Below are 21,517 nucleotides of genomic sequence, written 5' to 3' on the forward strand. Positions count from 1 at the left end.
CAACGGATTTAATATACGTTCAGCACCTGTCGCATTAAAAACAAATAGGATCTAGGGGCCTTTTCTTTCAATTCTTTTGGAGATTTCACCAGTACTCGCAAAATTTCAGCCGCCCATTCTGACATGGACTTTGCATAATATGGCTCTAACTTCAATTTCCTTTGCTCCAGCAGCAGTTTATCCAAGTCCTTATCTTCATTCAATAAATACCTGGTGACAGCATGTCCTACTTCATGGATAAAGCTGAACTCAATCCCTTCATCTTTCAAATAGATTACAGCCTTGTGAGGTCGACTTTCTGTATATCCCAAACTTCCGTTTCCTTCAAAAGGCTCTATAAAATGTTCCTTGCAATAAATTTCCACATTTCGCTGCATCAATCTCTCGCGAATTTTCTGAGATAATTGTGCATACTGCAAATAAATTCTTTCTTTCATATTGGTTCGCTCTGCTGTATCAGGATACTCTTTGTCAGAAATCCTAATCGGAATATAATCAGGTTTTCTGACATTTTTGATGGAATCCGAATTTTTTCGAATATAACCGATTTTTCCTTCAATATAAACAACATACCAATTTCCAGCCTGTCCGATAGTATAAATGCTGCGGTCCTTTGTCTTTAAAACTTTGCCTAAAATGCTTGGTCTGTCATGAATTTTTATTTTATCGTCTACTTTCAATTCCTTAAAAAGATATCGAATTGATACAGGTTTAGCTGGTTTTCTGGAACTCACCTTAGATCGAGGAATATAAAGAATTTGTCCCAAACATTCCACCTCATAATAGTAGACCTTTCTACCGCCAGATAAAATCGCCTTTACAAGACCTTTTGTGGCTACTTTTTGGTTTTTTCCAATGGGCACTACCGCATATCTTGCAGTTTCATGCCCACTACTATATAGCCAGGTCTGTTCTTTGGCATACATGATTTTTTCTGTGTCTCCAAAAGAAACTCTGCTGTTTCCCAAAAGCAACAATCCAATAAAAAATACACTGATTACTTTTCTTTTCATATATTCCCTCTTATTTCATTTGAATTTAAACTAATACCAACTGCTAACAGGTTCGCATTTTATTGACATATGTTCAAAACCCTGTTATAATACTTTTATAAATAACATATGCTAATAATGATGACAGAAGGAGCTTCCATGCCGAGACCCAGAAAAAACAGAATGGTAAACACCATGCCGACAAGCGAAGGCTTTATTCCGGCAGGCTATGAACCAGAATGCTGCAGCAGACTTTCCTGCGTTACCATGACCGTAGATGAATACGAAACCATTAGACTCATCGATTATCTGGGTATGACCCAGGAAGAGTGCGCCGCTTCTATGCAGGTATCAAGACCTACGGTGACTAACATTTACGAGTCCGCACGATACAAGCTAGCAGATGCGTTGATTCATGAAAAACCACTGCTCATCGGCGGAGGCAACTATGATATCTGTCATAAAAACAAAAAAACAGCAACTATTACAAAGGAGACTACCACGATGAAAATTGCAATCACTTACGAAAACGGGCAAATCTATCAGCACTTCGGTCACTGCGAAAACTTCAAAATTTATCAAGTCGAAGACGGCAAAATCCTCTCTTCTTCCATTGAAAATGCTGCTGGGAGCGGTCACGGCGCTCTGGCTGGATTTTTGAAAAATCTCGGTGTCGATGTACTGATTTGCGGTGGCATCGGCGGTGGCGCACAAAATGCGCTGGCACAAGCTGGAATCAGACTTTACGGCGGCGTATCTGGCTCTGCTGACGAAGCTGTCCAGGCACTGGTCGACGGTACTTTGGTATATAATTCCAATGTACAGTGTAGCCATCACGGCGAAGGTCACACCTGCGGCGGCGGAAATTCCTGCCATCACTAAGGTTTACTTATTACAATTTACACAAAAGGACTGCTTTCGTCATAATACCCCCAAAGCAGTCCTTTATTCTTCTGCAATATCTAGTTTTCCTTCCTCCCTACGATAAATATAAACCGAATCAGACAAGTATTCATCCCTGTCCACAAATCTTCCATTAACCCTCAAAACCGTTTCTTTCAGGTCATCGACTTTCTGTCCCATGTCCCTAACAAGCATCACTTCGTGAATAGAAGAAGGTAGCACATAAATATCTGACTGAAATCCCTCCGCCATGCTTTCCAAAACACCTGGATACAAAATCACAGAAGCGCCCATGGTCTTCTTATGATTGGTCAGCATATAAAGTATATCCGGAATACCTGAAATCCGAAGTTCCATTCGATATTTTGTATTTTCTGAAGCTATTTTGTATAGTTCCTCTTCGCATAGCCGCATGTTCTGCGCCAAATTATTCGTAATAACTGCGCTGTTAAAAGTACCGTCAGGTAAATCCACCATAAGCCTGTAAATAACAGAAAGGTTTAAAAAGTGTCTGTGAGGCACACGAGCCAAAAGTTCCGCGTTCTTCTCCGTATTAATCAGCTCGTAAATGATATTTTCCTTTTTTTCTCCTTCGTCTACAAAAGAGCTCATTTCATCTACATGGGCAAGCCCGTTAAGATATTCAAGTGCAATCATTCTAAGAACACTGTCAAAGGGCTGTCCGCTTTGATAGTATTTGTAAAATCTGTACAGATACAGCATGGTCGATGCGCCTTTCTCTCCTCTTGGGAAAATCATCAGTGCTTCCAAAGGCTCGTTGACTTTATAAACCATCTCTGTTTTAAGCTCCCATTCGCAGTATTTTTCCGGTAAATATCCTTTAATATTTTTGATAACTTCTTCTTTAAATTGCATATAATTCATTTTTATTCTCCTTTTCCACGAAAAAACTGCCCGAATTCAAATGAATTTCAAGGCAGTTACTCGTCTCATAAACTGTGTATTGCTGTATATTGCTATACCTTATCTGTAATTGTTAATATTCCCATAAAAGAAGGATTTTTCATCTATGGCTCGCATCGTTGCAAGAACTCCGTCGAGATGATCAAACTCGTGCTGAATCAGTTCTGATAAATCTCCTTTCAAGTGCATTTCCTGTCTTTTCCAGTTCATATCGTAATATGAAATGATACACTCTTTATGCCGTTCAACTTTGACTAAAAGACCCGGAAATGACATACAGTCGTCCATAACTGTCATCTTTTCCTCTGTAGGAAAATGCAATACTGGATTGATGAACACCTGTGGGTTATCCACATACATATATAAAAGTCTTTTCTGTATGCCAATCTGCGGCGCCGCAATGGCACGTCCGGCTCCATGGGTTCTCTTGTACTCCATCATCGTGTCATGCAAGTCGGAAACGACAGTTTCGATGTCTTTCAAGTTCTCTTTTCGATACTCTGTACAGGTCACATAAAGCCGCGGATCACCCAAAAGCAAAATATCTTTTATCATGTTCTTCACCTCTTTTACATTATTTTCAGATTTCTTTGATACATATTTTACCATACTGCATCTGTAAATGCAATCTGCCTACTCTGCCCCACCTGCAGAGCTGGCACTCCTTCTAACCGCGCTGACACGCAAATCCTCAAACTGAAGTAAAACTATCACCCTGCATTCTCCGGCTGCAGTTTTACTGCATTCGATATGCCACTTTGCCTGTTCAGACTTCTGCCGCAGATTCTTCTCAATGACACTCACCGCTGCAGACTTCGCCGAAATCTTTGATGCGCCCTGCTTCAAAGCGTATTGCCCCGCAAAAGCCGCCTCTGCTGAGACTTCACTTAAATATGCCTTGGTTCTCAGAATGTGGTTACACTGCTGCTGATATCCGAGGATCGTGAAAACAAAGAGTAAAATCGACATGGTTATCATCATATTTTTCATGGACTATCGACCTCACGCTCGCTTACTACCGTTCTATCAAGCCGATATTCAAAATAATTTCTTTCACTGTCAATATTCCAAAATTTTGCCATGATGATAACAGGTTTCACTTTCACCTCCACCTGATACGAAGTCAGCTGTCCTCTTCCTACAGGTGTTCTTGTCCCCCTAAGTGTAATTTCTTCCTGCGCGCAGTGAAAAACCTTTGCCAGCTCTTGACGCAGCCAGCTTTCACTGGTATCAGTAATGCAGCCGTCCACCTTCACCATATCCCGAAAAGCGGCGGCTGCCTGATCTGCTGCAGTCATCTTGACATAGAGAAGCTGGCTTTGCGTAAATTCCATGAGAACTGCCAGAAGCAACAGCATACTCGCCACCGATGTTATTAAATTCTTCACACGCCGCACTCCTCTTGATACAATTCTATGTTCCTTTCCATAACCGCACTGCCGGCGCTTTTCAAACTGTCCTTATCCCCTGCAATCATTGAAAAAAGGAAGAATCCCAGCACCATAGTTCCTACAATAATCAGTAAATCCTTCATTGCTATTCTCCGATTTCCATGGACTCAATGCTTTCAACACCCTGCTCCACCACTCCTTGGGCTGCTTCCTTCAAAGACACTTCGCCTTCGCCTAAAACCATAGTGTTGACAATGATAACACCCAATAAAATTGTTCCAATAATAATAATTAAATTTTTCATCTCTCTCCTTTCTGACTAACTTACTCTTCCTCAATAAAACATCTGGTCGATCATCTGCAGCGTATTCATAAACACAACTACAATAGTAAAATTCAACAAAATCGAAAAAATGGTCGCAGTCGCTGCCATGGTGGTAATCAGACTCTTTCTTTCTGCCTTGCTCATACCTTTGGTCATACGCTCTCCCATCAGGGCTTCCTCAAAAGCGGTCATATGCATAATCAGTTCCGCCGGATTGATTTTATCGATTTTAGAAAGAACAGCAGCAAAGTTTGCTGCAAGTTTTAGCGGCACCTGCTCAGTAAGAATACGAAAGGCTTCCTCCCCCTGTCCAAGACGATATGCCGACAGAATATCCGCATAAGTATTTTGAAGCGCTCCGCTGCACTCCATTAATTGTTCCAAAATAAAATCAGCAGACATGGGAAGATCCTTATGCACCATAGCCAGGTTTTTCAGTACAATGCAGCTGCTATAAATCTCTCGCTCCATCTTCTGGCTCTGAAACAGTCGCCACCTGGCTAAAATTTGCTGTTTTCCCTTGGTTTCTAGCTCCGGCAACATCTTGCTTGTATATGCTGCCAGTCTTCGCGCCTTAAATAAAGGCGTTGTCTTTATCTTCATCGTAACCGCCTTTCCTAAATGTCCATCTTCTCTCTAGACAAAAATACATTGAGTAGCAGGCTAGCCAAATACATCATGGTCATAATTAAAAACCACTGCAGTCCCAACACTGTGCCAAACTGATACCGGATAAATTTTGTCGGCGTAAAGCCAAAATACCTGCACGCACCCACCACGGTCAAAAGAAAGCTAACCGGTGCTAAGTACTTCAAAATCAGCTTAGCCTCGTTATTTTCCCTTTTTCCATGCTCGATTACCTTACGGCTTTTTATCATCGAGGCGAGCAAATCCTCCAATGCGTTATCGACGCGAACACCGTATAGATAGGCGAAGAAGATATTGGTAGAAAGGGCATTACCCCATGCCGTATCAATTCCATAGCGGAAAGCTGTAAGATGTTGATTCACTTCCTCCTTAGTGACAGACTTCTGCAATCCCTTTGCCAGCTGCAGTAAAAGCTTTCTGGACTCCGGCGCTTTATCCATCTCCGACGCTGTCACTTCGATGGCTTCTTTGATATTAAAATCATGAATTTTGTAGTTGTTGAGAAGTTCCTGCAAAAGTACGTCTCCTTCCTTTGAGCGGGAAACCCGACGCCCGTAAAGCCTTGCCATGAGAATAGTATAGGGCAGCAGCCCCATAAAAATCCCACAAAGCAGCGCCATAAAAGGACCTGTTGCAAGATAAGCAGCTAATCCGCTCCCTACCCCAAGAATAAGGCTAATCAGATAGAAATTTTCTAAACTTGTGAAAAATTTTTCTGTCTCCGCTCCTTCAATGACCAGCGCAAGATGCTGTCCCAAAGGGCTTCTTTTCAGAAAAAGATTTTCGCTTGTAACTTTCTTTAGATTTCTCCTAATATATACTCTGCTGCGAAAAGTCATGTACAGGCTATGTAATGCTGGCAGCTGCCAAATACAAATCCCTGTTAAGAACAGCACATACAAAATCTTATCCACAGGTGCCTCCTTCTGTCTGGTAATAAGCAGGAAACAGCGTTTCTGCCTCCGATTCTGCCATCGGCATATTCGCTGCCAGCTGCGCCAGCAAAAGGTTCATCTCTTTGATTTCTTTTGCAAGCTGTGGATATTTCTCTGCTTTCTCAAGACAAGGATTTGGATTCCAACGCCATACTTTCTCAAAAAAATCGTAGCTACACAGCTTTTTTGCAGCAACTTTATCCTGTTTCACATCATAGGAATATTGCCAAATTCCCTTCAGCACCTTCTTCGATTTGTCCTCAGGCACCTGAGAAAGTTCCAACACATAGTCAAAATTTTTGTATACCTGCGCAATCACCTCTCTCATATCGCCGCCATAACTTTGACAAATCTTGGATGCCATTTTATACGGTACATTGACTGCGTCGTTATCGTGAATGGTTCCCTTACTTCTGGTCGTTCCCGTCGATGTAATATCCAGTGCCAAATAAAAGGCTGGCCCATCGCGCATTTCCTCCAGCAATATATAATCATTGTCACCACGAAGAAGTGATTTTGTAATGGAAGAAAGGCGCTCTCCATCAGCAACCAGCTGCATAATCGGCGCCTTCGGCATAATCTCATGCCACGGTGTTTCCGGATCAGTGGCGATAGCAAGTCCCTCCAAATTCGGATCTTCATACTTCTGCCAAACCTGCATAAAAGTAGTCTTCCCCGACCTGACCTGTCCGGAAAACAGCACATTAAATCCAATTTCTATCATCTTGTAAAACAGTGAAATTGCTGCTTTGGGGATGGTGCCAATCTTTGCTAAATGTTCAAAGGAAAGCTCCGGCAGAATATATTTACGAAAGACCATAATATCCTGCCCCTCCTTGGTTCTATCTCCGGAATAAATGGTAATTCTGATTCCGTTGTTCAAGTACACCTCATGAAAGCCGTATTCCAGTCTCTCATAAGGAGTCGCTAAAAGCAGAGTTCTTTTTAGCTGCTCTCTTCTCCTTCCGGGAATCCTTTGAGGCTGCAGCTGGGATTTTCCGTCAATGAGGCAGTAAAGTCTATCTCCAATCAGTTTTGCTGATGAAGACTGCCTGTACTTTTCATCCATGTCGTAAGCCCAAGGCGCAAGACCGGAAAGACCATAAGTTTCTGCAAAAATCCCTTCCGCCAAATCCGGATACCACGGCGGATACCAGCTATCTGTCAGTTTTTTCTCTCTCAAAATCTCCTTAATTTTTTCCTTATAAAAAGCAGTCTCTGCTGAAAATCCCATCATAGCCCGTTTCTCCCTCTCCAGCTTTCTGTTCTTTGCCATATCGTCAGTTTCGTCCCATTCCTTGTCAAATTCTGCCTCCACAATGGAACAAATTTGACGAAATCGCGCTAGCGGCTCTATCTCAGCCGACTCCTCCTTGTGCAGCACTTTGCTCAAATACGCTTCTAAAGAAAATGCTTTTTCCATATCCCCTCCTTCTTCCCTACCGGTTCAAAGACATCCGCTAAAGCTTCAACTCCTCGTGCAAACTTTCCATAGCGCAGCAGGCTTTTATTTTCCATCTCTGCTTGCCAGCCGTATTCCACATAAGGCACCGTAAAAGCCTCCTCTATTTCACACAACGACAAAATATCGTTTTTCAAAAGCAGCGCCGGATCTTTCAAATATTTATTGATTACTAAATCTCCTCCTTTCCCGAGAGGCTGCACGATATTCTTCTGCAGCAGAATCAGTCTGCGAATAGATTTGGACTGCTGGGTTGTCATAAAAAATCTGTGGTCCGCTGTATTTAGAGCTGAAATGGTAATACCAAGATTTGCGTCACTGCCACCATCGATAACTGTATAATCAAAATCATCTCCTATCTCAGAGAGGAGTACTTCAAAGGTATTCTCAGTAAAATACCCGGCAGCGAGCTGGTTTCTCACGCCGGGCAGTACCCATAATCCTCTGACCTCTTCCAAATTCTGATACATATCCTCTGCAGTCACCTTTCCACTTCGAATCGAAGCTTTTAAATCATCGATAGAATGCCTGCTGCTCAATGGCAAAAATTCCTCTCCAAACTTGCCGCTTCCCATCAGATAGAGCACTTTGTTTCCTCTTTGCTGCAGCACTTCTGCAAAAGACTGCGCAATCATGGTCGTTCCCACCTGATTATCACCGCCAAAAAATCCAATTATTTTTTTCATCTGTCCTCCTTTCTAATGATATACCAGTACCAGCTTTTCCCCGCTTTCTGCCGCTTTAGACAGCTGCTGCGCCTGTTTATCAGTGACTACAATTTCTACACTGTGATTCTCCTTATCGACAAGGCGCACCGGTGCAGATGTTACAAGTCCGCTGCCAAGAAAAAAATACGCATCGTCTCCTCGTCGAAGTGATGAAGGTAATGCATAAAGCCACTCTTCGGGTACTGTCAAAACGTATTTTCCTTCTTTTGCGCCGGACACAAGTTCTACCTGAATAAAATATTCCTGAAACAGGGGCAGTCCTTTATGAATAAAGGCCGCCGCCTCTTTTCCAACCAGCGAATTCTTCTCCCCCGGTGTTATAAAATCTTTTTCTGATACTTTCATCTTCACAGTCTGAAACATATCCTCTCGCAAAATGGTACCTTTTGCCACATTCTTACTGCACACTAGCACCTCATCGTAAAGAAACTGTGCTTTGCCCCACTTTTCCCAGGTAACCAGCGCTGCAATGCTAACCGCAATAAGCATGATACCGATGATTCGTTTTCCTCTGTCCAAAGGAAACCTCCTTTCTTTTCAAAGTTAAAAAGGATAGAAAAAGGACCGCCCTATGGGCGGTCCCCGGTCTATTTCCATTCACCTCTATCTATCCGTAATATCATAATAGCACATTTTTTCTCCCCTTACAATACTTTTTTTAACATTTTTTTAATTTTTTTCCAAAATCTCTTACATCATGGATAAATTCTTTGCGACCATATACAGAAACCTCTGTTTCCAGTATCTCCACAGTTTGTTTGGAAATGCCTTTCCGGTATTTTTAAGAATCAGATTGCTCAGAATAAATGAACGATATTCCTCTGGCACCATGTTCAGCGCCGCATGAATGCCGCGAATCCTTTCTCGCAGCACAGCCCTCTCTACAGCTTTTTCTTCCGTCGGCCGATATAGAACAAAATTGCTTGTTCTATCACTGACAATGCTTCTGCCTCCGGCTATTTCCTCCTGTTCAAGCTCTGCCAATCTATTTTCCATTCTCTCCAAATCTCTGACTGCCCAAACGCTCTGATAATACACTGCATCCGGCATAACATACTCCTTATACTTTGTCTGTTGCCATTCTCTTGACATAATCACCTCTTTCCGAAACCTCTGCTTATTTTTTACCATAATTTACAGATTATGTCAATACATTTCCATCAAAAATGACAAAGAAAAAGACACCCTGCATCAAAAACTGACAAAGTGTCTTACCATTATAAAATTGATAAATTGTTTTCTAATCCGGATTACCTGTAGAAGCAAGACACACGCCTGTAATGGTCAGGGCTACCCCCACAACAGTATACCAGCCAAAAGGATCGCCTGCAAAAAGACAACCCGACAGCACACCTACTGCAGTGACTGAATTAGCAACTAAATTGGTGCCGATTGTTGCCGGCAGCTTTCCAAGGACGTAGTTAAAAATCAAATAGCTCAGACAAGAACAGCAAATACCAAGAAACAATACGCCACCTAAGACAGTCATATCGTTTAAGCAAAGTGCATATCCGCGTACACCATTGCCCATAGCAAAACTAATTGCATTAAAACAGATTGCGCCCATAACAGAAATAGAAAAAGTAACCTCCAGTGCGTCGAACTCTTCCGAAGCTTTGCTGCTGCTAAGAGAATATAGCGCACCAGAAATAATCGCTGCCAGAAGGAATAGGTAACCGATTCCTTTTCCACCTACAGAAAACTCCGGTGAAAAATATACGCAAACAACCACACCGACGAAAGCCAGAATAATAGCACCAATAATTTTCTTACTGGTTTTCTGATGCAAGACAATTGCACTGATAAGGAGAACCATCAATGGAATCGTCGCAATGAAGATTGAAGATTCCGATGTACTGGTATATTTTACCCCCAGCGTTTCAAACGTTGCATAAATACAGGGCTGTAAAATTCCAACCAATATCAACAGCTTAATATTTTTCCCTTTAAATTTCACCTTCACTATGCGAAGTGCAATCAAAACCAGAAATACCACAGTTGATACTGTCCAGCGAAGTGCCAAAAGTTCCATCACTTCCAGATGATTTAATGTAACCGATGTACCTAAATAAGACATTCCCCACATCAGCGCACAAACAGGCACCAGTGCATACAGGAACCATTTCTTTTCTGTAATCTTTTCTTTCAAATCAATCGCATCCTTTTTTGTTTATTTCTCTGTATCCAATACCCTTATCACATCACCGAAAATACCGTATGCAGTCTGCTCGATTTCAGGTGCATGCTCAATCACAGACAGTTTACCCATCAAATCTGTTGTAATCGATATCACGGAAGTAGTACTGTCGATAGTTGCAAGCATATCCTGCATCTCAACCTCCACCGGTTTTACGCTGGCATACACCCTGCCGTCTTTCCGCCAGCCTCTGCAAAGAAGTTTAATGACCCTTCCCCGTGAAGCCGCTTCTTTGATATCGGAAACAGTAATATTCTCAATTCCGGTCCGATCTACCTCCGAAGGTGTAAGCCCTGCATCCATCAGAACATTTAAAAGCGCCGTAATCTTTGCTGCTGCATCATATCCCTCGATATCCATAGCCGGATTTGCTTCAATAAATCCTTTTTTCTTGCCCGCAACAATAACATCATCGTAAGGCTTTCCCTGTGCCAGTCCCTCCAAAATATAATTAGTGGTACTGTTTAGAATTCCGGAAACCTCTGTCACCTGACAGAATTTCAGTGTATGCTCCACCAGATTAAATACTGGTGTTCCATCCATTACCGTCGTTTCATAGAAAAAGCACAGACCTTTCTCTTTTGCCAGCGATTTCAGCTCGTCAAAAGCCCATGCAACCGGTCCTTTATTAGCCGTAATCACATGCTTACCACACGCAAAAGCCATTTTGATATGATCGATAGCAGGCTGTCCTGTAAAAATCTCCAGCGGCGTCAGCTCACACACTACATCACAGTCAGCTTCTTCAATAACTGCCAGCGCATCCTTATGACAAAGTCCAAGTCTATCATCTGCAAACTTTCCAAAATGCTCTATATCTGCACAGACCTGTAAAAGATCAATACCACCTGCATCGATAATCGTTCCCTTGGAGGCTGTTGCAATGGCGGTAACCTTTACACTTCTGCCATAAATCCTTTGAATCTCCGGAAGTTTCTCTGAAAGCATCTTTACAAATGCCTGTCCGGCATTTCCAAAGCCCAATAAAGCCAGCTTCAGATCGTTCATACTTTATCTTCCTCCTGCAATAACGCCCGGATTCTGTGATTGAGCATATCCAGCGCCACCACATTGAATCCTCCTTCTGGAACAATAATATCCGCTTTTTTCTTACTCGGCTCTACAAACTGCTCATGCATCAGCTTTACTGTCGTCAGATACTGAGCTACCACTGAATCCAGTGTTCTTCCCCGCTCCTTCACATCGCGCAGAATCCTTCTGATGATCCGCACATCTGCATCGGTATCTACGAAAACTTTAATATCACAAAGATCTAAAAGCGCCTGATTTTCAAAGATTAAAATACCTTCCACTACGACGACTTTAGAAGGAGTAACCGGCACAGTTTCAGCTACCCTGTTATGAATAGTAAAATCATACACTGGTCTCTCAATTTTTTTCCACTGTTTCAGCATTTTCACATGATCAACCATCATATCTGTATCAAATGCGTCCGGATGGTCGTAATTCAGCTGGCACCGCTCTTCATAGGTCATATCATCATGGGCTTTATAGTAAAAATCATGACTGAGAATGGTGATCTCATCACTGAACTGTTCTTTAATCTTGTGAATCAGCGTGCTCTTTCCTGATCCGGTACCGCCTGCAATTCCTATTACGATTACATTCTTCATCTATTTTCTGCAAACCTTTCTTCTATGAACTAAGCTCTCTGCTATGCTTTATTTCGGATCTACAACAGGTTCTTCTCTTGAGCGATCCTCTTCGGTCACAGCAGAACCCAGCACCATTGTCGCCTTTGCAAGTTCCTGGACAATATTATTAATCTTTACCAATTTTTCCTGGGAAATATTTCTTCCCATTGCCAGGTCTGTATTGTATAAAATGCTTTCAATTCCACTATGAATATCTGAAATTTTCCGTCTGACTGCCTGAATTTCCTCATCTTCCACTGCTTCTTGCTCTGCCTGCTCATAGTTGAGTATCTGTGCAGTATTCATGTCCAGTTCAAATTCTGAATTTCCCAGTACCACCACAGGCTCATAACCCAGTTTATCGTGAATCAGTTTTCCAAAATCTTTCTTGGACTCTTCTTCACCGTGTACCAAAAATATCTGTTTCGGCTTCTGTCTAAAGCCTGCAAGCCAGGAGAAAAGACCATTCTGATCGGCATGACCGGAGAATCCTTCCAGGTTATAAATCTCAGCATTAACGTGAACCTCTTCGCCAAAGAGAACTACATCTTTAACCCCTTCTACCAGCAGTTTTCCCAGCGTGCCTTCTGCCTGATAACCCACAAAGATTACGCTGGATCTTGCATCCCATAGATTATGCTTCAGGTGATGACGAATCCTGCCCGCCTCACACATCCCGCTGGCAGAAATAATAATTTTAGGATTTCGGTCCAAGTTCAGCGCCTGAGACTCTGCCGTACTTCTTGTAAATTTCAGGTTCTTAAAGTCCAGCGGATTATCCCCACGCAAAATATAGTCTCTGGTTTCGTCATCAAACACTTGTGCATTCTTTCGGAAAACCTCTGTAGCTGTGGTCGCCATCGGACTATCCACATAGACCATCAACTGATCCAGTTCATCCTTATATTCGCTATGTTCTTCATAAAACTTGTTAAATTCGTAAACTAGTTCCTGAGTTCTACCTACTGCAAAGGATGGAATCACCACCGTACCACCTCTTCTCGTTGTGTTCAGCACGATATCGAGAAGTTCTTTAATACTGGTGATGTTTGCCGGGTGATTTCTATTACCGTAGGTCGTTTCCATAATCACGTAATCCGCTTTTTTAATGATGGTCGGATCCTTCAAAATGGGACGGTTCACCATGCCAAGGTCACCAGAAAAGACAATTTTAGACTCCTTACTGTCCTCGCAAACCCAGATTTCTGTAATTGCCGAGCCCAAAATATGTCCGGCATCATTAAAGACGATTTTCATATGATCGTTAATCTTAATCTGCTGATCATAGAGTATTGGCTCCACATACTCCAAGGCCTTCAACGCATCATCATAGGTATAAAGCGGCTCTACTGGCGGTTTTCCCGCACGGGCTGCCCGCTTGCTTTTCCATTCCGCATCCTTTTCATGAATAAAACCGCTGTCCTTAAGCATGACATCAAGAAGATCTGCTGTCGCATCGGTGCAGTAGATTTTTCCTGTAAATCCTCGTTTAACAAGAAGCGGAATCCTGCCGCAGTGATCGATATGAGCATGGCTTAAAATGACACACTCTATCTCTTTTGGATCAAAAGGAAACGGCTCGTAGTTCAGCGCCTCCTGTGCTTTTCCCCCTTGAAACTGCCCGCAGTCAAGCAGTACCTTATGATTTGCTGTTGTTAACAAATGGCAAGATCCTGTCACGCCCGAAGACGCTCCACAAAATTTAATTTTCATATGTTCCCTCGCTTTCAGCTATACCTTCGTAGTCCAAAGCTGCGCCTCTCCAGTAGAAACGACGGTGGCGCCTGCCGCAAGTGCAGCCCTGACTTCTTCCATGGTTTCAACAATCCCTCCTGCAATGATGGGCATATCGACCTTCTCCGAAAATTCCCGGATCTTCTTGGTGATAATCCCCGGCATGATTTCTATGATATCAGGTTTTGATATCTTGATGGATTCAACCGATGTTCCCACCGAATGAGAATCTACCATAAAGAAACGCTGTACTGTAATCAGGTCGAACTCTTTTGCCAACTTGACAATGTTGGTTCTGGTGGTCAGCACGCCATCCACCCCCTGTTTTGCCAAAAACTCAAGTCCTGCTCTATCCTTTCCGATTCCTTCTGCAAAATCCACATGGATAAATGCCTTTTTTCCTGCACTATGTATTTCCTTTACACACTGATTTACTGTCATAATGTTGGAATGAAGTAAAAACACCATATCCACATCTGAGCGCAGAGCCTTACTGAAATCTTTCTCTGTACGAATCGCTGCAGCGATGGGCTTTTTCATGAAATCCATAACCATATTTCTCTCCTCTTCTCTCATGGTCAGACGCAAGAAAGGTGAGACCCCCTATTCTTGTATATCCAATTATTACTATTATAATACGTTCCGCCCGGTTTTTGAATAGTTTTTTTGGAATTTGAAATTGTGTACAAAAGCTATAAGATTTTAGCTGAATTTAAAACAAAAAGACACCTCGGGACTTTCAACCCGAAAGTGTCTTCACTTTATAATAAATTTTATTCCTCATCTCCATGAAAATCCGAGCCCTCGGTAATATGCAGGTGATATTGGCCTGCCATGACTACCAGCTTCAACGCCTGCTCATGACTAGCAGAAGGATGATAGCATTCCATACCCTTTAAACCATGCTTTTTCAAATCCGCCACAATGAGGTCCAGATTCTTCCAAAATACTTCACTGCTCGAATCGCCGATTTTCTTTGTCTTCAGAGGATGCGCCAAAACCGCCATGCCTCCAGCCTCTTTGATGATATCGATGGCCTCATAGGCGCTAATCCGCTCCCGCGGCACTTCATCAAACAAATCCCACATGTTTTCCGGCGCGCAGCCCTTCCGTTTCAGGACTCTGGCAAAATTAGGCTTTCCGATGTAGTCTTGTCCGGGACGCTCGATTAAATCCTCGTACACAAGATCATACCCTAAACCCTGCAGGTGCGCAAGCAGTCTTTCGTTGCGATCCCTGCGGGATATCCTCAACTTCTCGATACATGCTTTCAGCGCCGCGTTTTCCGTATCAATATGATAGCCAAGGATGTGCAGTTCTATTTCCTGCCCTTCAAAATCATAGCTACTGCCGATTTCAATGCCCGGTATCACCTTTAGTTCCAGCGCTTCTCCTGCGATAACCGCCTCATATACGCCGTCCACGCCATCGTGGTCCGTTAGGGCAATCACATCGTAATCTCTTCCCTTGTACATTTTCACAAGCTCCGTCGGCTTCATGGTGCCGTCCGAAAACCAGGAATGCATATGATAATCAACCTTATAGTTCATCTCTCACCTCTATTACTTGTACAAAAGCTCCGCAGAAGTTTCCCTCGCAGCTTCCGCACCTTTCAGATAAGCAACCAGCGAAAGAGCAAAATCCATCGCCGTGCCGGGCCCCTTGGAGGTAATGATATTTTTTGAAACAACGACCCTGTCGCTGCGCACAACAGCACCGGCAAGTTCTTCCTCCATACCATCATAAATCGTGGCTTCGTGTCCGGAAAGAAGACCTGCTCGTCCCAGCACCATCGGCGCCGCACAGATTGCCGCAATTGGCTTTCCCGCTTCATAAAAAAGCTTTAGTTCCTCGTTCAGTTCCCCGTGATTGCACAGATTTATCGTTCCCGGCATACCGCCCGGCAAAATCAGCATCGCGCATCTGTCGTACAGTCCTTCCTTAAAAAGGATGTCCGCTTCTACGCCAATTCCATGAGAACCGTAAACCAATTTATCTTCCATAATAGAAACCGTTTTTACCTGAATATCCGCACGACGCAGTAAATCTACTGCAGTCAGAGCTTCCACTTCTTCAAAGCCGGTTGCTAAAAATACATAAACCATAATTCTTTCTTCCGCCTTTCCTTTCAAAGTCCATCTTCCGTCAATAAAATATCCGTTCCGGCTTTGTCAAATGATAGTTGATATACGTCAAAAGGGCCAAAATCGCTGCGCCAAAAATGGACGCAAAAATTACATACGTTTTAAAAAAGGGATCTCCCAAAATCGTTACCAGCGTTGTCGATTCTTTCGGCAGCTCAATTCCAACCAGAAAATTGTAAGTCCACAGTCGAAATCCCTTGCTGTACCAGCATACGCCCTGTCCTATTAACAGTAGTGCGCTGAGCACGGCCCCCGTTCGATACCTGTTTCTAAGTGCCTCCCTAAAGTCGTTTTTCCACAAATAGATATACACAGCTAACGCAATCGCAAAACAAAACAGTCCAAAGGCAAGCTCAATATTGAGAACCGTCTTTACTCGTCCCATAATCCTCTGCTCCGTCTTATCAAAGATTGGATCCTGGTAGACGCCGTTATCCTCATATACCTGAAAAGATTCTCCGCTAAAAGAAGACCAATAGGAAGATATGCCTGCCGCCATATCCCGTTCCGTCACATTATAGGGAATTTCTCTAATAACTTGACTGTCATTGAAATGAAATACGTAAATTTCCGATACGCGAAGTACCAGATTTGAAGTTAAAATCACAATCATCAGCGGTAGCAGTACCGCTAAAATCATGGAACATAAATAATTAAATTTGTGCATTTTGACTCCTAGCCTACATGAAAAGCGGGGATAGACACCTGTTTGCCTATCCCTGTTTTGCTTCTTATTGTGTTATTTAATGATTTCACACACTGCATCAGGTCCGCAGCCTGCTGCATTTCCTTCATCTGTGTCAAGATGAACTTCTTTCTCGTGTTTTGCGCCAGCTCTAACCAGTACGTTATCAAAGATTAGACCTCTTTCGCCTTCGATTTTGATGCTGACCCAGTCGCCGTCCTTTACGCCTGCTTCTTCTGCCTGCGCGTCGTTTAAGTGTACGTGTCTGAGCGCTGCGATTACACCGTGATCAAGTTCAACTTCACCGCAAGGTCCAACCAGCTTACATCCTGGTGTTCCTTCCAATTTACCGGATTCTCTGACCGGCGCCTTGATACCGATGGTTCTTGCATCAGTCAATGCCAGTTCGACCTGTGTTTCTGGACGAACTGGTCCCAGCACTCTAATTCCTGTTAAAGTCTTCTTAGGTCCTACAATATCAACCTTCTCTTCAGAAGCGAACTGACCCGGCTGTACCAAATCTTTGGTAGGAGTCAGCTGATGTCCTTCTCCAAAGAGAACGTCTAAATCCTTCTGACTTAAGTGTACATGTTTGTTGGATAAACCAATATTTACTTTGTAACCCATTTTTATATATCTCCTTTTTATGTAAAAATTATTATAAACAATTTATGTTACTCTTCCAAATAACTGATATATGGAAGATTTCGATACTTTTGATCAAAGTCCAGACCGTATCCTACAATAAACAGGTCAGGCACCTCAAACCCAATATAGTCCCCTTTAACATCTGCAGTTCTTCTGGACGGTTTGTCCAAAAGCGTGCAGATTTTTACACTGTTTGGCTTTTTGATGTAGAAATAGTCTTTAAGCGCCTTCAGGGTATTACCAGTGTCGATAATATCTTCAATAATCAGTACTTCTTTTCCGGAAATCTCAAGTTCAATATCTTTTTTAATTTTCACTTCACCGCTGCTGATGGTTCCGCTTCCATAACTGGATGCCGATACAAAGTCAATTTCAAGATCCAAATCGATATGTTTCATAATATCTGCCATCCACGGAACTGCACCGCGTAAAGTTCCAATCAGAATCAGCTCTTTACCTGCATAATCACAGGTGATCTGCTCACCCAATTCTTTTGCTCTTTTCCAAATGTCTTCCTGGGTAAAAAGTATCTTTCCTTTGATTTCCTTTACTGCCATGTTTTACTCCTTATCTTCTACATCAAATTCTACACCCTCAACGATTGTTTTGTCACGAAATTTTTTAGATAAATCTTCAGTTTTTTCTCCCAGCCAGTAGGCATCCAGTTCATCTTTTAGAGTCCAAAGGATATAAATCCACAGAATCAAATCGTCTAAAAGAGCAAAAGGAAACAGAACTGCCGGAATAATATCAATCGGTGTGATCAAATATACAATACCGAAAATTACCAGAGCCTTTTTTCTCAGCGGAACAGTTTTGTCTCGCAGAAGGCTTGTAATGGCCGCAATTCTTCGCAGCAAAACTCTAATCGTGATAAACTGCATCTTCTTCCTCCAGAATCTTCTCTATTTCGCAAAGCAGTTCTTCATAGCCTGTCTTTTTCAGCGCCGAAACTGCAATAACCCTATCTTCTTTAGACAGCTGCAGCGTTTTACGAATTAGAGCAATATTCTTCTGCATTTCGTTTCTAGATACCTTGTCTGCCTTGGTCGCAACTACAATGCCATCAAGCCCATAGTGGCGCAAATATTCATACATCTGCACATCTTGAGCGCTTGGTTTATGTCTGATATCGACAAGCTGCACCACCTTCCGCAGTCCATCTCTGTTTTTGAAATAGGTTTCCATCATGTCGCCCCAGTTTTCGGTTGTGCTCTTGGAAACCTTCGCATAGCCGTAGCCCGGCAAATCCACAATTCTGAATGCGTCGTTGACAATGTAAAAGTTGATGGTTCTCGTTTTACCCGGGCTCCCGCTGACTCTCGCCAGCTTCTTCCTGTTCGTCAGCAGATTCAAAAGAGAAGACTTTCCCACGTTAGATCGCCCTGCAAAGGCAATCTCCGGCATGTTGTCCGGCGGATACTGGCTCGGCTTTACCGCCACAGTATCCAAGTCTGATTTAATAATTCTCATGATTTACCTGCTTTATTTTACCAGTGCTTCAGAAAGCGCACTGCTTACATGATCGATTAGTACAAATTCCATCTTTCTGCGAACGGTATTTGGAATTTCATCAATGTCCGGTGCATTATCCTTTGGAAGCAGCACTTTCTTAATGCCTGCTCTATGCGCCGCCAGCACCTTTTCTCTAATACCGCCAACCGGAAGAACTTTTCCGCGAAGGGTCACCTCACCGGTCATAGCAACGTCTCTTCTCACTGGTATGCCCGTCAAAGTGGAAATGACTGCGGTGCACATAGTTACACCTGCAGACGGACCGTCCTTCGGCACTGCTCCTTCCGGCACATGGACGTGCAAATCGTATTTCTTGTAAAAATCTTCTTCAATGCCCAGCTCATCTGCAACAGAGCGAATATAACTGATACCTGCCTTTGCGGATTCCTGCATCACATCGCCCAACTGACCGGTCAGAACCAGCTTGCCGCTGCCGGCAACTGCAGTGGTTTCAATCTGCAGGGTATCGCCTCCTACTGCAGTCCACGCAAGTCCTGTGGTAACACCTACCTGATTCTCACCTTCTACCATATCGAAGTGGAATCTGTGTTTTCCCAGATACTTTTCCAGATTGGACGGCGTAATGCTGTAGGATTTTGCCTTTGCAGAGACAATCTTACGGGCAACCTTTCGACAGAGGTTTGCAACCTCCCGTTCCAGATTTCTGACACCGGACTCTCTGGTGTAATAATTAATCAAATCGTGGACTGCTTTCTCGGAAATCTTGAAGTTATCCTTCTTCAGTCCGTGTTCCTTCACCTTCTTTGGAATCAGATATCTCTGAGCAATCTTTACCTTTTCTTCCTCGGTGTAGCCAGGTACTTCTACGATTTCCATTCTGTCAAGAAGCGGTCTTGGAATAGTATCGGTTGAATTTGCCGTCGTAATAAACATAACCTTAGAAAGATCAAAAGGTACTTCCAGGAAATGATCTGTAAAAGTGTTGTTCTGTTCCGGATCCAGCACTTCAAGCAGCGCAGACGCCGGATCACCTTTAAAATCAGCACCGATTTTGTCTACTTCGTCGAAAAGGAATACCGGATTGTTAGTACCTGCGTCTTTCAGGCAGGAAATCACTCTGCCCGGAATTGCACCGATATAGGTTCTTCTGTGGCCTCTAATCTCAGCTTCATCGCGCACACCGCCCAGGGACATTCTGACAAATTCTCTGCCGGATGCCTTTGCAATGGACCTTGCAATAGAAGTTTTTCCTACTCCCGGAGGTCCCACAAGGCACAGGATCGGTCCTTTTATTGCTTTGGACAAATGAATAACAGCCAGATACTCCAGCACTCTTTCTTTCACCTTGTTCAGCCCATAGTGATCTTCATTGAGAATTTTTTCAGCCTTTTTCAAGTTTACATTTACCTTAGATGCTTTATTCCAAGGTAACGCCAAAATAGTCTCCACATAGTTTCTGATTACCGTTGCCTCCGCAGAAGACGGCATCATCTTGGAAAACTTGTTAATTTCTTTTTTAATTTTTTCTTCAACCTTTTCAGACAGATGCAGCTCCTCCAGTTCTTTCAGCCAGTCTGCGGCTTCCAAACCTGCGTCCTCGTTGACGCCCAGTTCTTCTTGAATCGCCTTCATCTTTTCTCTGAGGAAGTACTCTTTCTGATTGTGGTCGATATTTTCCTTTACTTTCTTAGAAAGTTCTTTTTCAATTACTGCTATTTCATTTTCCTCAGCAATGATTGTAGTCAGCACCCGGATTCTCTCTGAGAAATCCATGGTCTCCAGTACTTTCTGTTTACGGCTTGTGCGAATCAAAAGTTCGTTTGCAATTTTATCTGCTACAACGATAGGATTCTCACTGGAAATCGCCTTATCAACCAGATCATCACTGACCTGACCGGTCAAAGCTGCATACTCAATAAATGCCTCCGTCAGTATTTTCATTGCCGCTTTATCTTCCGGCGACATCTGCTGCAGATCAAGTTCTTCTGCAATCTGCTTTACCGTACAGGACATGAAGTCTTCTTCCTCAAGAGGCTGTATCAGCTGTGCTCTGCAGACGCCTTCCACCAGCACTCTGACAGCATCACCCTGAATTTTCAGCATCTGTTTGATTCTGACAATCGTACCGAGGGTATAAATATCGTCAAATGTAGGAATCAAGACATTATCATCTTTCTGTGTTGATACAAAGAGCAGTTTATCATCCGCCATTGCCTTTTCTAGTGCATGAATGGACTTTTCCCTTCCCACATCGAAATGAATTACAGTATTTGGAAAAATAGATACACCCCTAAGCGGAATACAAGGGAAAATCACTTTGTTTTCTTCTATCATCTGTTTCCTCCTAATGGTTCGTTCCTAGAACGCAAGTGATTGGTTAAACGAACCTTATGCTTTGGGAGACCTAACTCAATAAGCGAAGCGAATTGTAGTAGGTCCCCTGTCAGGAGTGCAGTGCTTTAGCACGTGGCACTCTACGACCAGTTCCCAAGAGCAAATGCGATTGGCTAGACGCTAGTCGTATAATGGTTCGTTCCTAGAACGCAAGTGATTGGTTAAACGAACCTTATGCTTTGGGAGACCTAACTCAATCAGCGAAGCGAATTGTAGTAGGTCCCCTGTCAGGAGTGCAGTGCTTTAGCACGTGGCACTCTACGACCAGTTCCCAAG

Annotated in this window: 27 protein-coding genes; 1 reads left to right on the top strand and 26 read right to left on the bottom strand. The window is 43.0% G+C overall.

Annotation, left to right across the window (positions count from 1 at the left end; translation table 11 throughout):
* Positions 1-8: 8 nt before the first annotated feature.
* Complete coding sequence (locus NFR88_RS14475) at positions 9-1,013, bottom strand: hypothetical protein (protein WP_251617074.1); 1,005 nt, start codon at positions 1,011-1,013, stop codon at positions 9-11.
* Between the two features lie 138 nt (positions 1,014-1,151).
* Between NFR88_RS14475 and NFR88_RS14480 the strand changes: the two genes are divergently transcribed.
* The gene (locus NFR88_RS14480; RefSeq protein ID WP_160202794.1) at positions 1,152-1,874 is read left to right on the top strand and encodes a NifB/NifX family molybdenum-iron cluster-binding protein; all 723 of its coding nucleotides are present in this window, start codon (positions 1,152-1,154) and stop codon (positions 1,872-1,874) included.
* Between the two features lie 63 nt (positions 1,875-1,937).
* Here the strand turns inward: NFR88_RS14480 and NFR88_RS14485 are convergent, their stop codons facing one another.
* The 25 genes from NFR88_RS14485 to lon form a co-directional block, all read right to left on the bottom strand.
* The gene (locus tag NFR88_RS14485) at positions 1,938-2,780 is read right to left on the bottom strand and encodes a DUF5688 family protein (protein WP_160202780.1); all 843 of its coding nucleotides are present in this window, start codon (positions 2,778-2,780) and stop codon (positions 1,938-1,940) included.
* A 99-nt stretch (positions 2,781-2,879) separates the two neighbouring features.
* On the bottom strand, positions 2,880-3,428 hold the full coding sequence (locus NFR88_RS14490) for a peptide deformylase (RefSeq protein ID WP_465250591.1): 549 nt from the start codon (positions 3,426-3,428) through the stop codon (positions 2,880-2,882).
* 24 nt (positions 3,429-3,452) lie between these two features.
* Entirely contained in the window at positions 3,453-3,809 is a 357-nt protein-coding gene (locus NFR88_RS14495; protein WP_160202778.1) for a hypothetical protein, read from the bottom strand.
* The gene (locus NFR88_RS14500) at positions 3,806-4,207 is read right to left on the bottom strand and encodes a hypothetical protein (RefSeq protein ID WP_161909320.1); all 402 of its coding nucleotides are present in this window, start codon (positions 4,205-4,207) and stop codon (positions 3,806-3,808) included. Before NFR88_RS14500 ends, NFR88_RS14495 begins: the two co-directional genes overlap by 4 nt.
* Positions 4,204-4,353, bottom strand: a complete 150-nt coding sequence (locus tag NFR88_RS14505) for a hypothetical protein (RefSeq protein ID WP_201759595.1) — start codon at positions 4,351-4,353, stop codon at positions 4,204-4,206. Before NFR88_RS14505 ends, NFR88_RS14500 begins: the two co-directional genes overlap by 4 nt.
* A gap of 2 nt (positions 4,354-4,355) precedes the next feature.
* Positions 4,356-4,514 carry a hypothetical protein gene (locus NFR88_RS14510; protein ID WP_160202776.1) on the bottom strand — a complete coding sequence of 53 codons (159 nt, stop codon included), beginning with the start codon at positions 4,512-4,514 and terminating at the stop codon, positions 4,356-4,358.
* A gap of 30 nt (positions 4,515-4,544) precedes the next feature.
* A complete protein-coding gene (locus tag NFR88_RS14515; protein WP_251617076.1) occupies positions 4,545-5,138 on the bottom strand; it encodes a hypothetical protein in 594 nt (197 codons plus the stop codon).
* A 14-nt stretch (positions 5,139-5,152) separates the two neighbouring features.
* Positions 5,153-6,097: a hypothetical protein gene (locus NFR88_RS14520; protein WP_251617078.1), complete on the bottom strand. Its 945-nt coding sequence runs from the start codon at positions 6,095-6,097 to the stop codon at positions 5,153-5,155.
* Positions 6,090-7,541 (bottom strand): ATPase, T2SS/T4P/T4SS family, encoded by a 1,452-nt coding sequence (locus NFR88_RS14525; protein ID WP_251617092.1) that lies wholly within the window; start codon positions 7,539-7,541, stop codon positions 6,090-6,092. The genes NFR88_RS14520 and NFR88_RS14525 overlap by 8 nt, the downstream gene beginning before the upstream one ends.
* Positions 7,520-8,266: a P-loop NTPase family protein gene (locus NFR88_RS14530; RefSeq protein ID WP_251617097.1), complete on the bottom strand. Its 747-nt coding sequence runs from the start codon at positions 8,264-8,266 to the stop codon at positions 7,520-7,522. The genes NFR88_RS14525 and NFR88_RS14530 overlap by 22 nt, the downstream gene beginning before the upstream one ends.
* A gap of 12 nt (positions 8,267-8,278) precedes the next feature.
* Positions 8,279-8,827 carry an SAF domain-containing protein gene (locus NFR88_RS14535; protein ID WP_251617102.1) on the bottom strand — a complete coding sequence of 183 codons (549 nt, stop codon included), beginning with the start codon at positions 8,825-8,827 and terminating at the stop codon, positions 8,279-8,281.
* Between the two features lie 171 nt (positions 8,828-8,998).
* Positions 8,999-9,400, bottom strand: coding sequence for a hypothetical protein (locus tag NFR88_RS14540; protein WP_251617105.1), 402 nt, complete (start codon positions 9,398-9,400; stop codon positions 8,999-9,001).
* Between the two features lie 148 nt (positions 9,401-9,548).
* Positions 9,549-10,457 (bottom strand): DMT family transporter, encoded by a 909-nt coding sequence (locus NFR88_RS14545; protein WP_160202769.1) that lies wholly within the window; start codon positions 10,455-10,457, stop codon positions 9,549-9,551.
* Positions 10,458-10,478: 21 nt separating this feature from the next.
* Complete coding sequence (locus NFR88_RS14550) at positions 10,479-11,513, bottom strand: hypothetical protein (protein ID WP_251617108.1); 1,035 nt, start codon at positions 11,511-11,513, stop codon at positions 10,479-10,481.
* Positions 11,510-12,139 carry a uridine kinase gene (gene udk / locus NFR88_RS14555; RefSeq protein WP_160202767.1) on the bottom strand — a complete coding sequence of 210 codons (630 nt, stop codon included), beginning with the start codon at positions 12,137-12,139 and terminating at the stop codon, positions 11,510-11,512. Before udk ends, NFR88_RS14550 begins: the two co-directional genes overlap by 4 nt.
* Positions 12,140-12,187: 48 nt before the next feature.
* A complete protein-coding gene (locus NFR88_RS14560; protein ID WP_251617112.1) occupies positions 12,188-13,873 on the bottom strand; it encodes an MBL fold metallo-hydrolase RNA specificity domain-containing protein in 1,686 nt (561 codons plus the stop codon).
* An 18-nt stretch (positions 13,874-13,891) separates the two neighbouring features.
* Positions 13,892-14,443: a glycerol-3-phosphate responsive antiterminator gene (locus NFR88_RS14565; protein ID WP_161909316.1), complete on the bottom strand. Its 552-nt coding sequence runs from the start codon at positions 14,441-14,443 to the stop codon at positions 13,892-13,894.
* Positions 14,444-14,667: 224 nt separating this feature from the next.
* A complete protein-coding gene (locus NFR88_RS14570; protein ID WP_160202764.1) occupies positions 14,668-15,444 on the bottom strand; it encodes a PHP domain-containing protein in 777 nt (258 codons plus the stop codon).
* A gap of 12 nt (positions 15,445-15,456) precedes the next feature.
* Entirely contained in the window at positions 15,457-15,999 is a 543-nt protein-coding gene (locus tag NFR88_RS14575; protein WP_160202763.1) for a DJ-1 family glyoxalase III, read from the bottom strand.
* 40 nt (positions 16,000-16,039) lie between these two features.
* The gene (locus NFR88_RS14580) at positions 16,040-16,705 is read right to left on the bottom strand and encodes a DUF1461 domain-containing protein (protein ID WP_160202762.1); all 666 of its coding nucleotides are present in this window, start codon (positions 16,703-16,705) and stop codon (positions 16,040-16,042) included.
* A gap of 72 nt (positions 16,706-16,777) precedes the next feature.
* The gene (gene pduL, locus NFR88_RS14585; protein ID WP_251617115.1) at positions 16,778-17,350 is read right to left on the bottom strand and encodes a phosphate propanoyltransferase; all 573 of its coding nucleotides are present in this window, start codon (positions 17,348-17,350) and stop codon (positions 16,778-16,780) included.
* A 47-nt stretch (positions 17,351-17,397) separates the two neighbouring features.
* Positions 17,398-17,928 (bottom strand): hypoxanthine phosphoribosyltransferase, encoded by a 531-nt coding sequence (hpt, locus tag NFR88_RS14590; RefSeq protein WP_160202760.1) that lies wholly within the window; start codon positions 17,926-17,928, stop codon positions 17,398-17,400.
* A gap of 3 nt (positions 17,929-17,931) precedes the next feature.
* Positions 17,932-18,255 carry a YkvA family protein gene (locus NFR88_RS14595; protein ID WP_160202759.1) on the bottom strand — a complete coding sequence of 108 codons (324 nt, stop codon included), beginning with the start codon at positions 18,253-18,255 and terminating at the stop codon, positions 17,932-17,934.
* Positions 18,236-18,844 (bottom strand): ribosome biogenesis GTP-binding protein YihA/YsxC, encoded by a 609-nt coding sequence (yihA, locus tag NFR88_RS14600; RefSeq protein WP_160202758.1) that lies wholly within the window; start codon positions 18,842-18,844, stop codon positions 18,236-18,238. The genes NFR88_RS14595 and yihA overlap by 20 nt, the downstream gene beginning before the upstream one ends.
* Positions 18,845-18,856: 12 nt before the next feature.
* A complete protein-coding gene (lon, locus tag NFR88_RS14605) occupies positions 18,857-21,181 on the bottom strand; it encodes an endopeptidase La (RefSeq protein WP_251617119.1) in 2,325 nt (774 codons plus the stop codon).
* Positions 21,182-21,517 lie beyond the last annotated feature (336 nt).

This window comes from Senimuribacter intestinalis, from assembly GCF_943192965.1.
In the GTDB taxonomy this organism is placed as follows: domain Bacteria; phylum Bacillota; class Clostridia; order Peptostreptococcales; family Anaerovoracaceae; genus Senimuribacter; species Senimuribacter intestinalis.

Excerpts from the sequence above, each read along its gene's own strand:
- NFR88_RS14475 (WP_251617074.1), bottom strand. The coding sequence starts at position 1,013 with ATGAAAAGAAAAGTAATCAGTGTATTTTTTATTGGATTGTTGCTTTTG.
- NFR88_RS14480 (WP_160202794.1), top strand. The coding sequence starts at position 1,152 with ATGCCGAGACCCAGAAAAAACAGAATGGTAAACACCATGCCGACAAGC.
- NFR88_RS14485 (WP_160202780.1), bottom strand. The coding sequence starts at position 2,780 with ATGAATTATATGCAATTTAAAGAAGAAGTTATCAAAAATATTAAAGGA.
- NFR88_RS14490 (WP_465250591.1), bottom strand. The coding sequence starts at position 3,428 with ATGGTAAAATATGTATCAAAGAAATCTGAAAATAATGTAAAAGAGGTG.
- NFR88_RS14495 (WP_160202778.1), bottom strand. The coding sequence starts at position 3,809 with ATGAAAAATATGATGATAACCATGTCGATTTTACTCTTTGTTTTCACG.
- NFR88_RS14505 (WP_201759595.1), bottom strand. The coding sequence starts at position 4,353 with ATGAAGGATTTACTGATTATTGTAGGAACTATGGTGCTGGGATTCTTC.
- NFR88_RS14510 (WP_160202776.1), bottom strand. The coding sequence starts at position 4,514 with ATGAAAAATTTAATTATTATTATTGGAACAATTTTATTGGGTGTTATC.
- NFR88_RS14515 (WP_251617076.1), bottom strand. The coding sequence starts at position 5,138 with ATGAAGATAAAGACAACGCCTTTATTTAAGGCGCGAAGACTGGCAGCA.
- NFR88_RS14525 (WP_251617092.1), bottom strand. The coding sequence starts at position 7,541 with ATGGAAAAAGCATTTTCTTTAGAAGCGTATTTGAGCAAAGTGCTGCAC.
- NFR88_RS14530 (WP_251617097.1), bottom strand. The coding sequence starts at position 8,266 with ATGAAAAAAATAATTGGATTTTTTGGCGGTGATAATCAGGTGGGAACG.
- NFR88_RS14540 (WP_251617105.1), bottom strand. The coding sequence starts at position 9,400 with ATGTCAAGAGAATGGCAACAGACAAAGTATAAGGAGTATGTTATGCCG.
- NFR88_RS14550 (WP_251617108.1), bottom strand. The coding sequence starts at position 11,513 with ATGAACGATCTGAAGCTGGCTTTATTGGGCTTTGGAAATGCCGGACAG.
- udk (WP_160202767.1), bottom strand. The coding sequence starts at position 12,139 with ATGAAGAATGTAATCGTAATAGGAATTGCAGGCGGTACCGGATCAGGA.
- NFR88_RS14560 (WP_251617112.1), bottom strand. The coding sequence starts at position 13,873 with ATGAAAATTAAATTTTGTGGAGCGTCTTCGGGCGTGACAGGATCTTGC.
- NFR88_RS14565 (WP_161909316.1), bottom strand. The coding sequence starts at position 14,443 with ATGGATTTCATGAAAAAGCCCATCGCTGCAGCGATTCGTACAGAGAAA.
- NFR88_RS14570 (WP_160202764.1), bottom strand. The coding sequence starts at position 15,444 with ATGAACTATAAGGTTGATTATCATATGCATTCCTGGTTTTCGGACGGC.
- NFR88_RS14575 (WP_160202763.1), bottom strand. The coding sequence starts at position 15,999 with ATGGTTTATGTATTTTTAGCAACCGGCTTTGAAGAAGTGGAAGCTCTG.
- NFR88_RS14580 (WP_160202762.1), bottom strand. The coding sequence starts at position 16,705 with ATGCACAAATTTAATTATTTATGTTCCATGATTTTAGCGGTACTGCTA.
- pduL (WP_251617115.1), bottom strand. The coding sequence starts at position 17,350 with ATGGGTTACAAAGTAAATATTGGTTTATCCAACAAACATGTACACTTA.
- hpt (WP_160202760.1), bottom strand. The coding sequence starts at position 17,928 with ATGGCAGTAAAGGAAATCAAAGGAAAGATACTTTTTACCCAGGAAGAC.
- NFR88_RS14595 (WP_160202759.1), bottom strand. The coding sequence starts at position 18,255 with ATGCAGTTTATCACGATTAGAGTTTTGCTGCGAAGAATTGCGGCCATT.
- yihA (WP_160202758.1), bottom strand. The coding sequence starts at position 18,844 with ATGAGAATTATTAAATCAGACTTGGATACTGTGGCGGTAAAGCCGAGC.
- lon (WP_251617119.1), bottom strand. The coding sequence starts at position 21,181 with ATGATAGAAGAAAACAAAGTGATTTTCCCTTGTATTCCGCTTAGGGGT.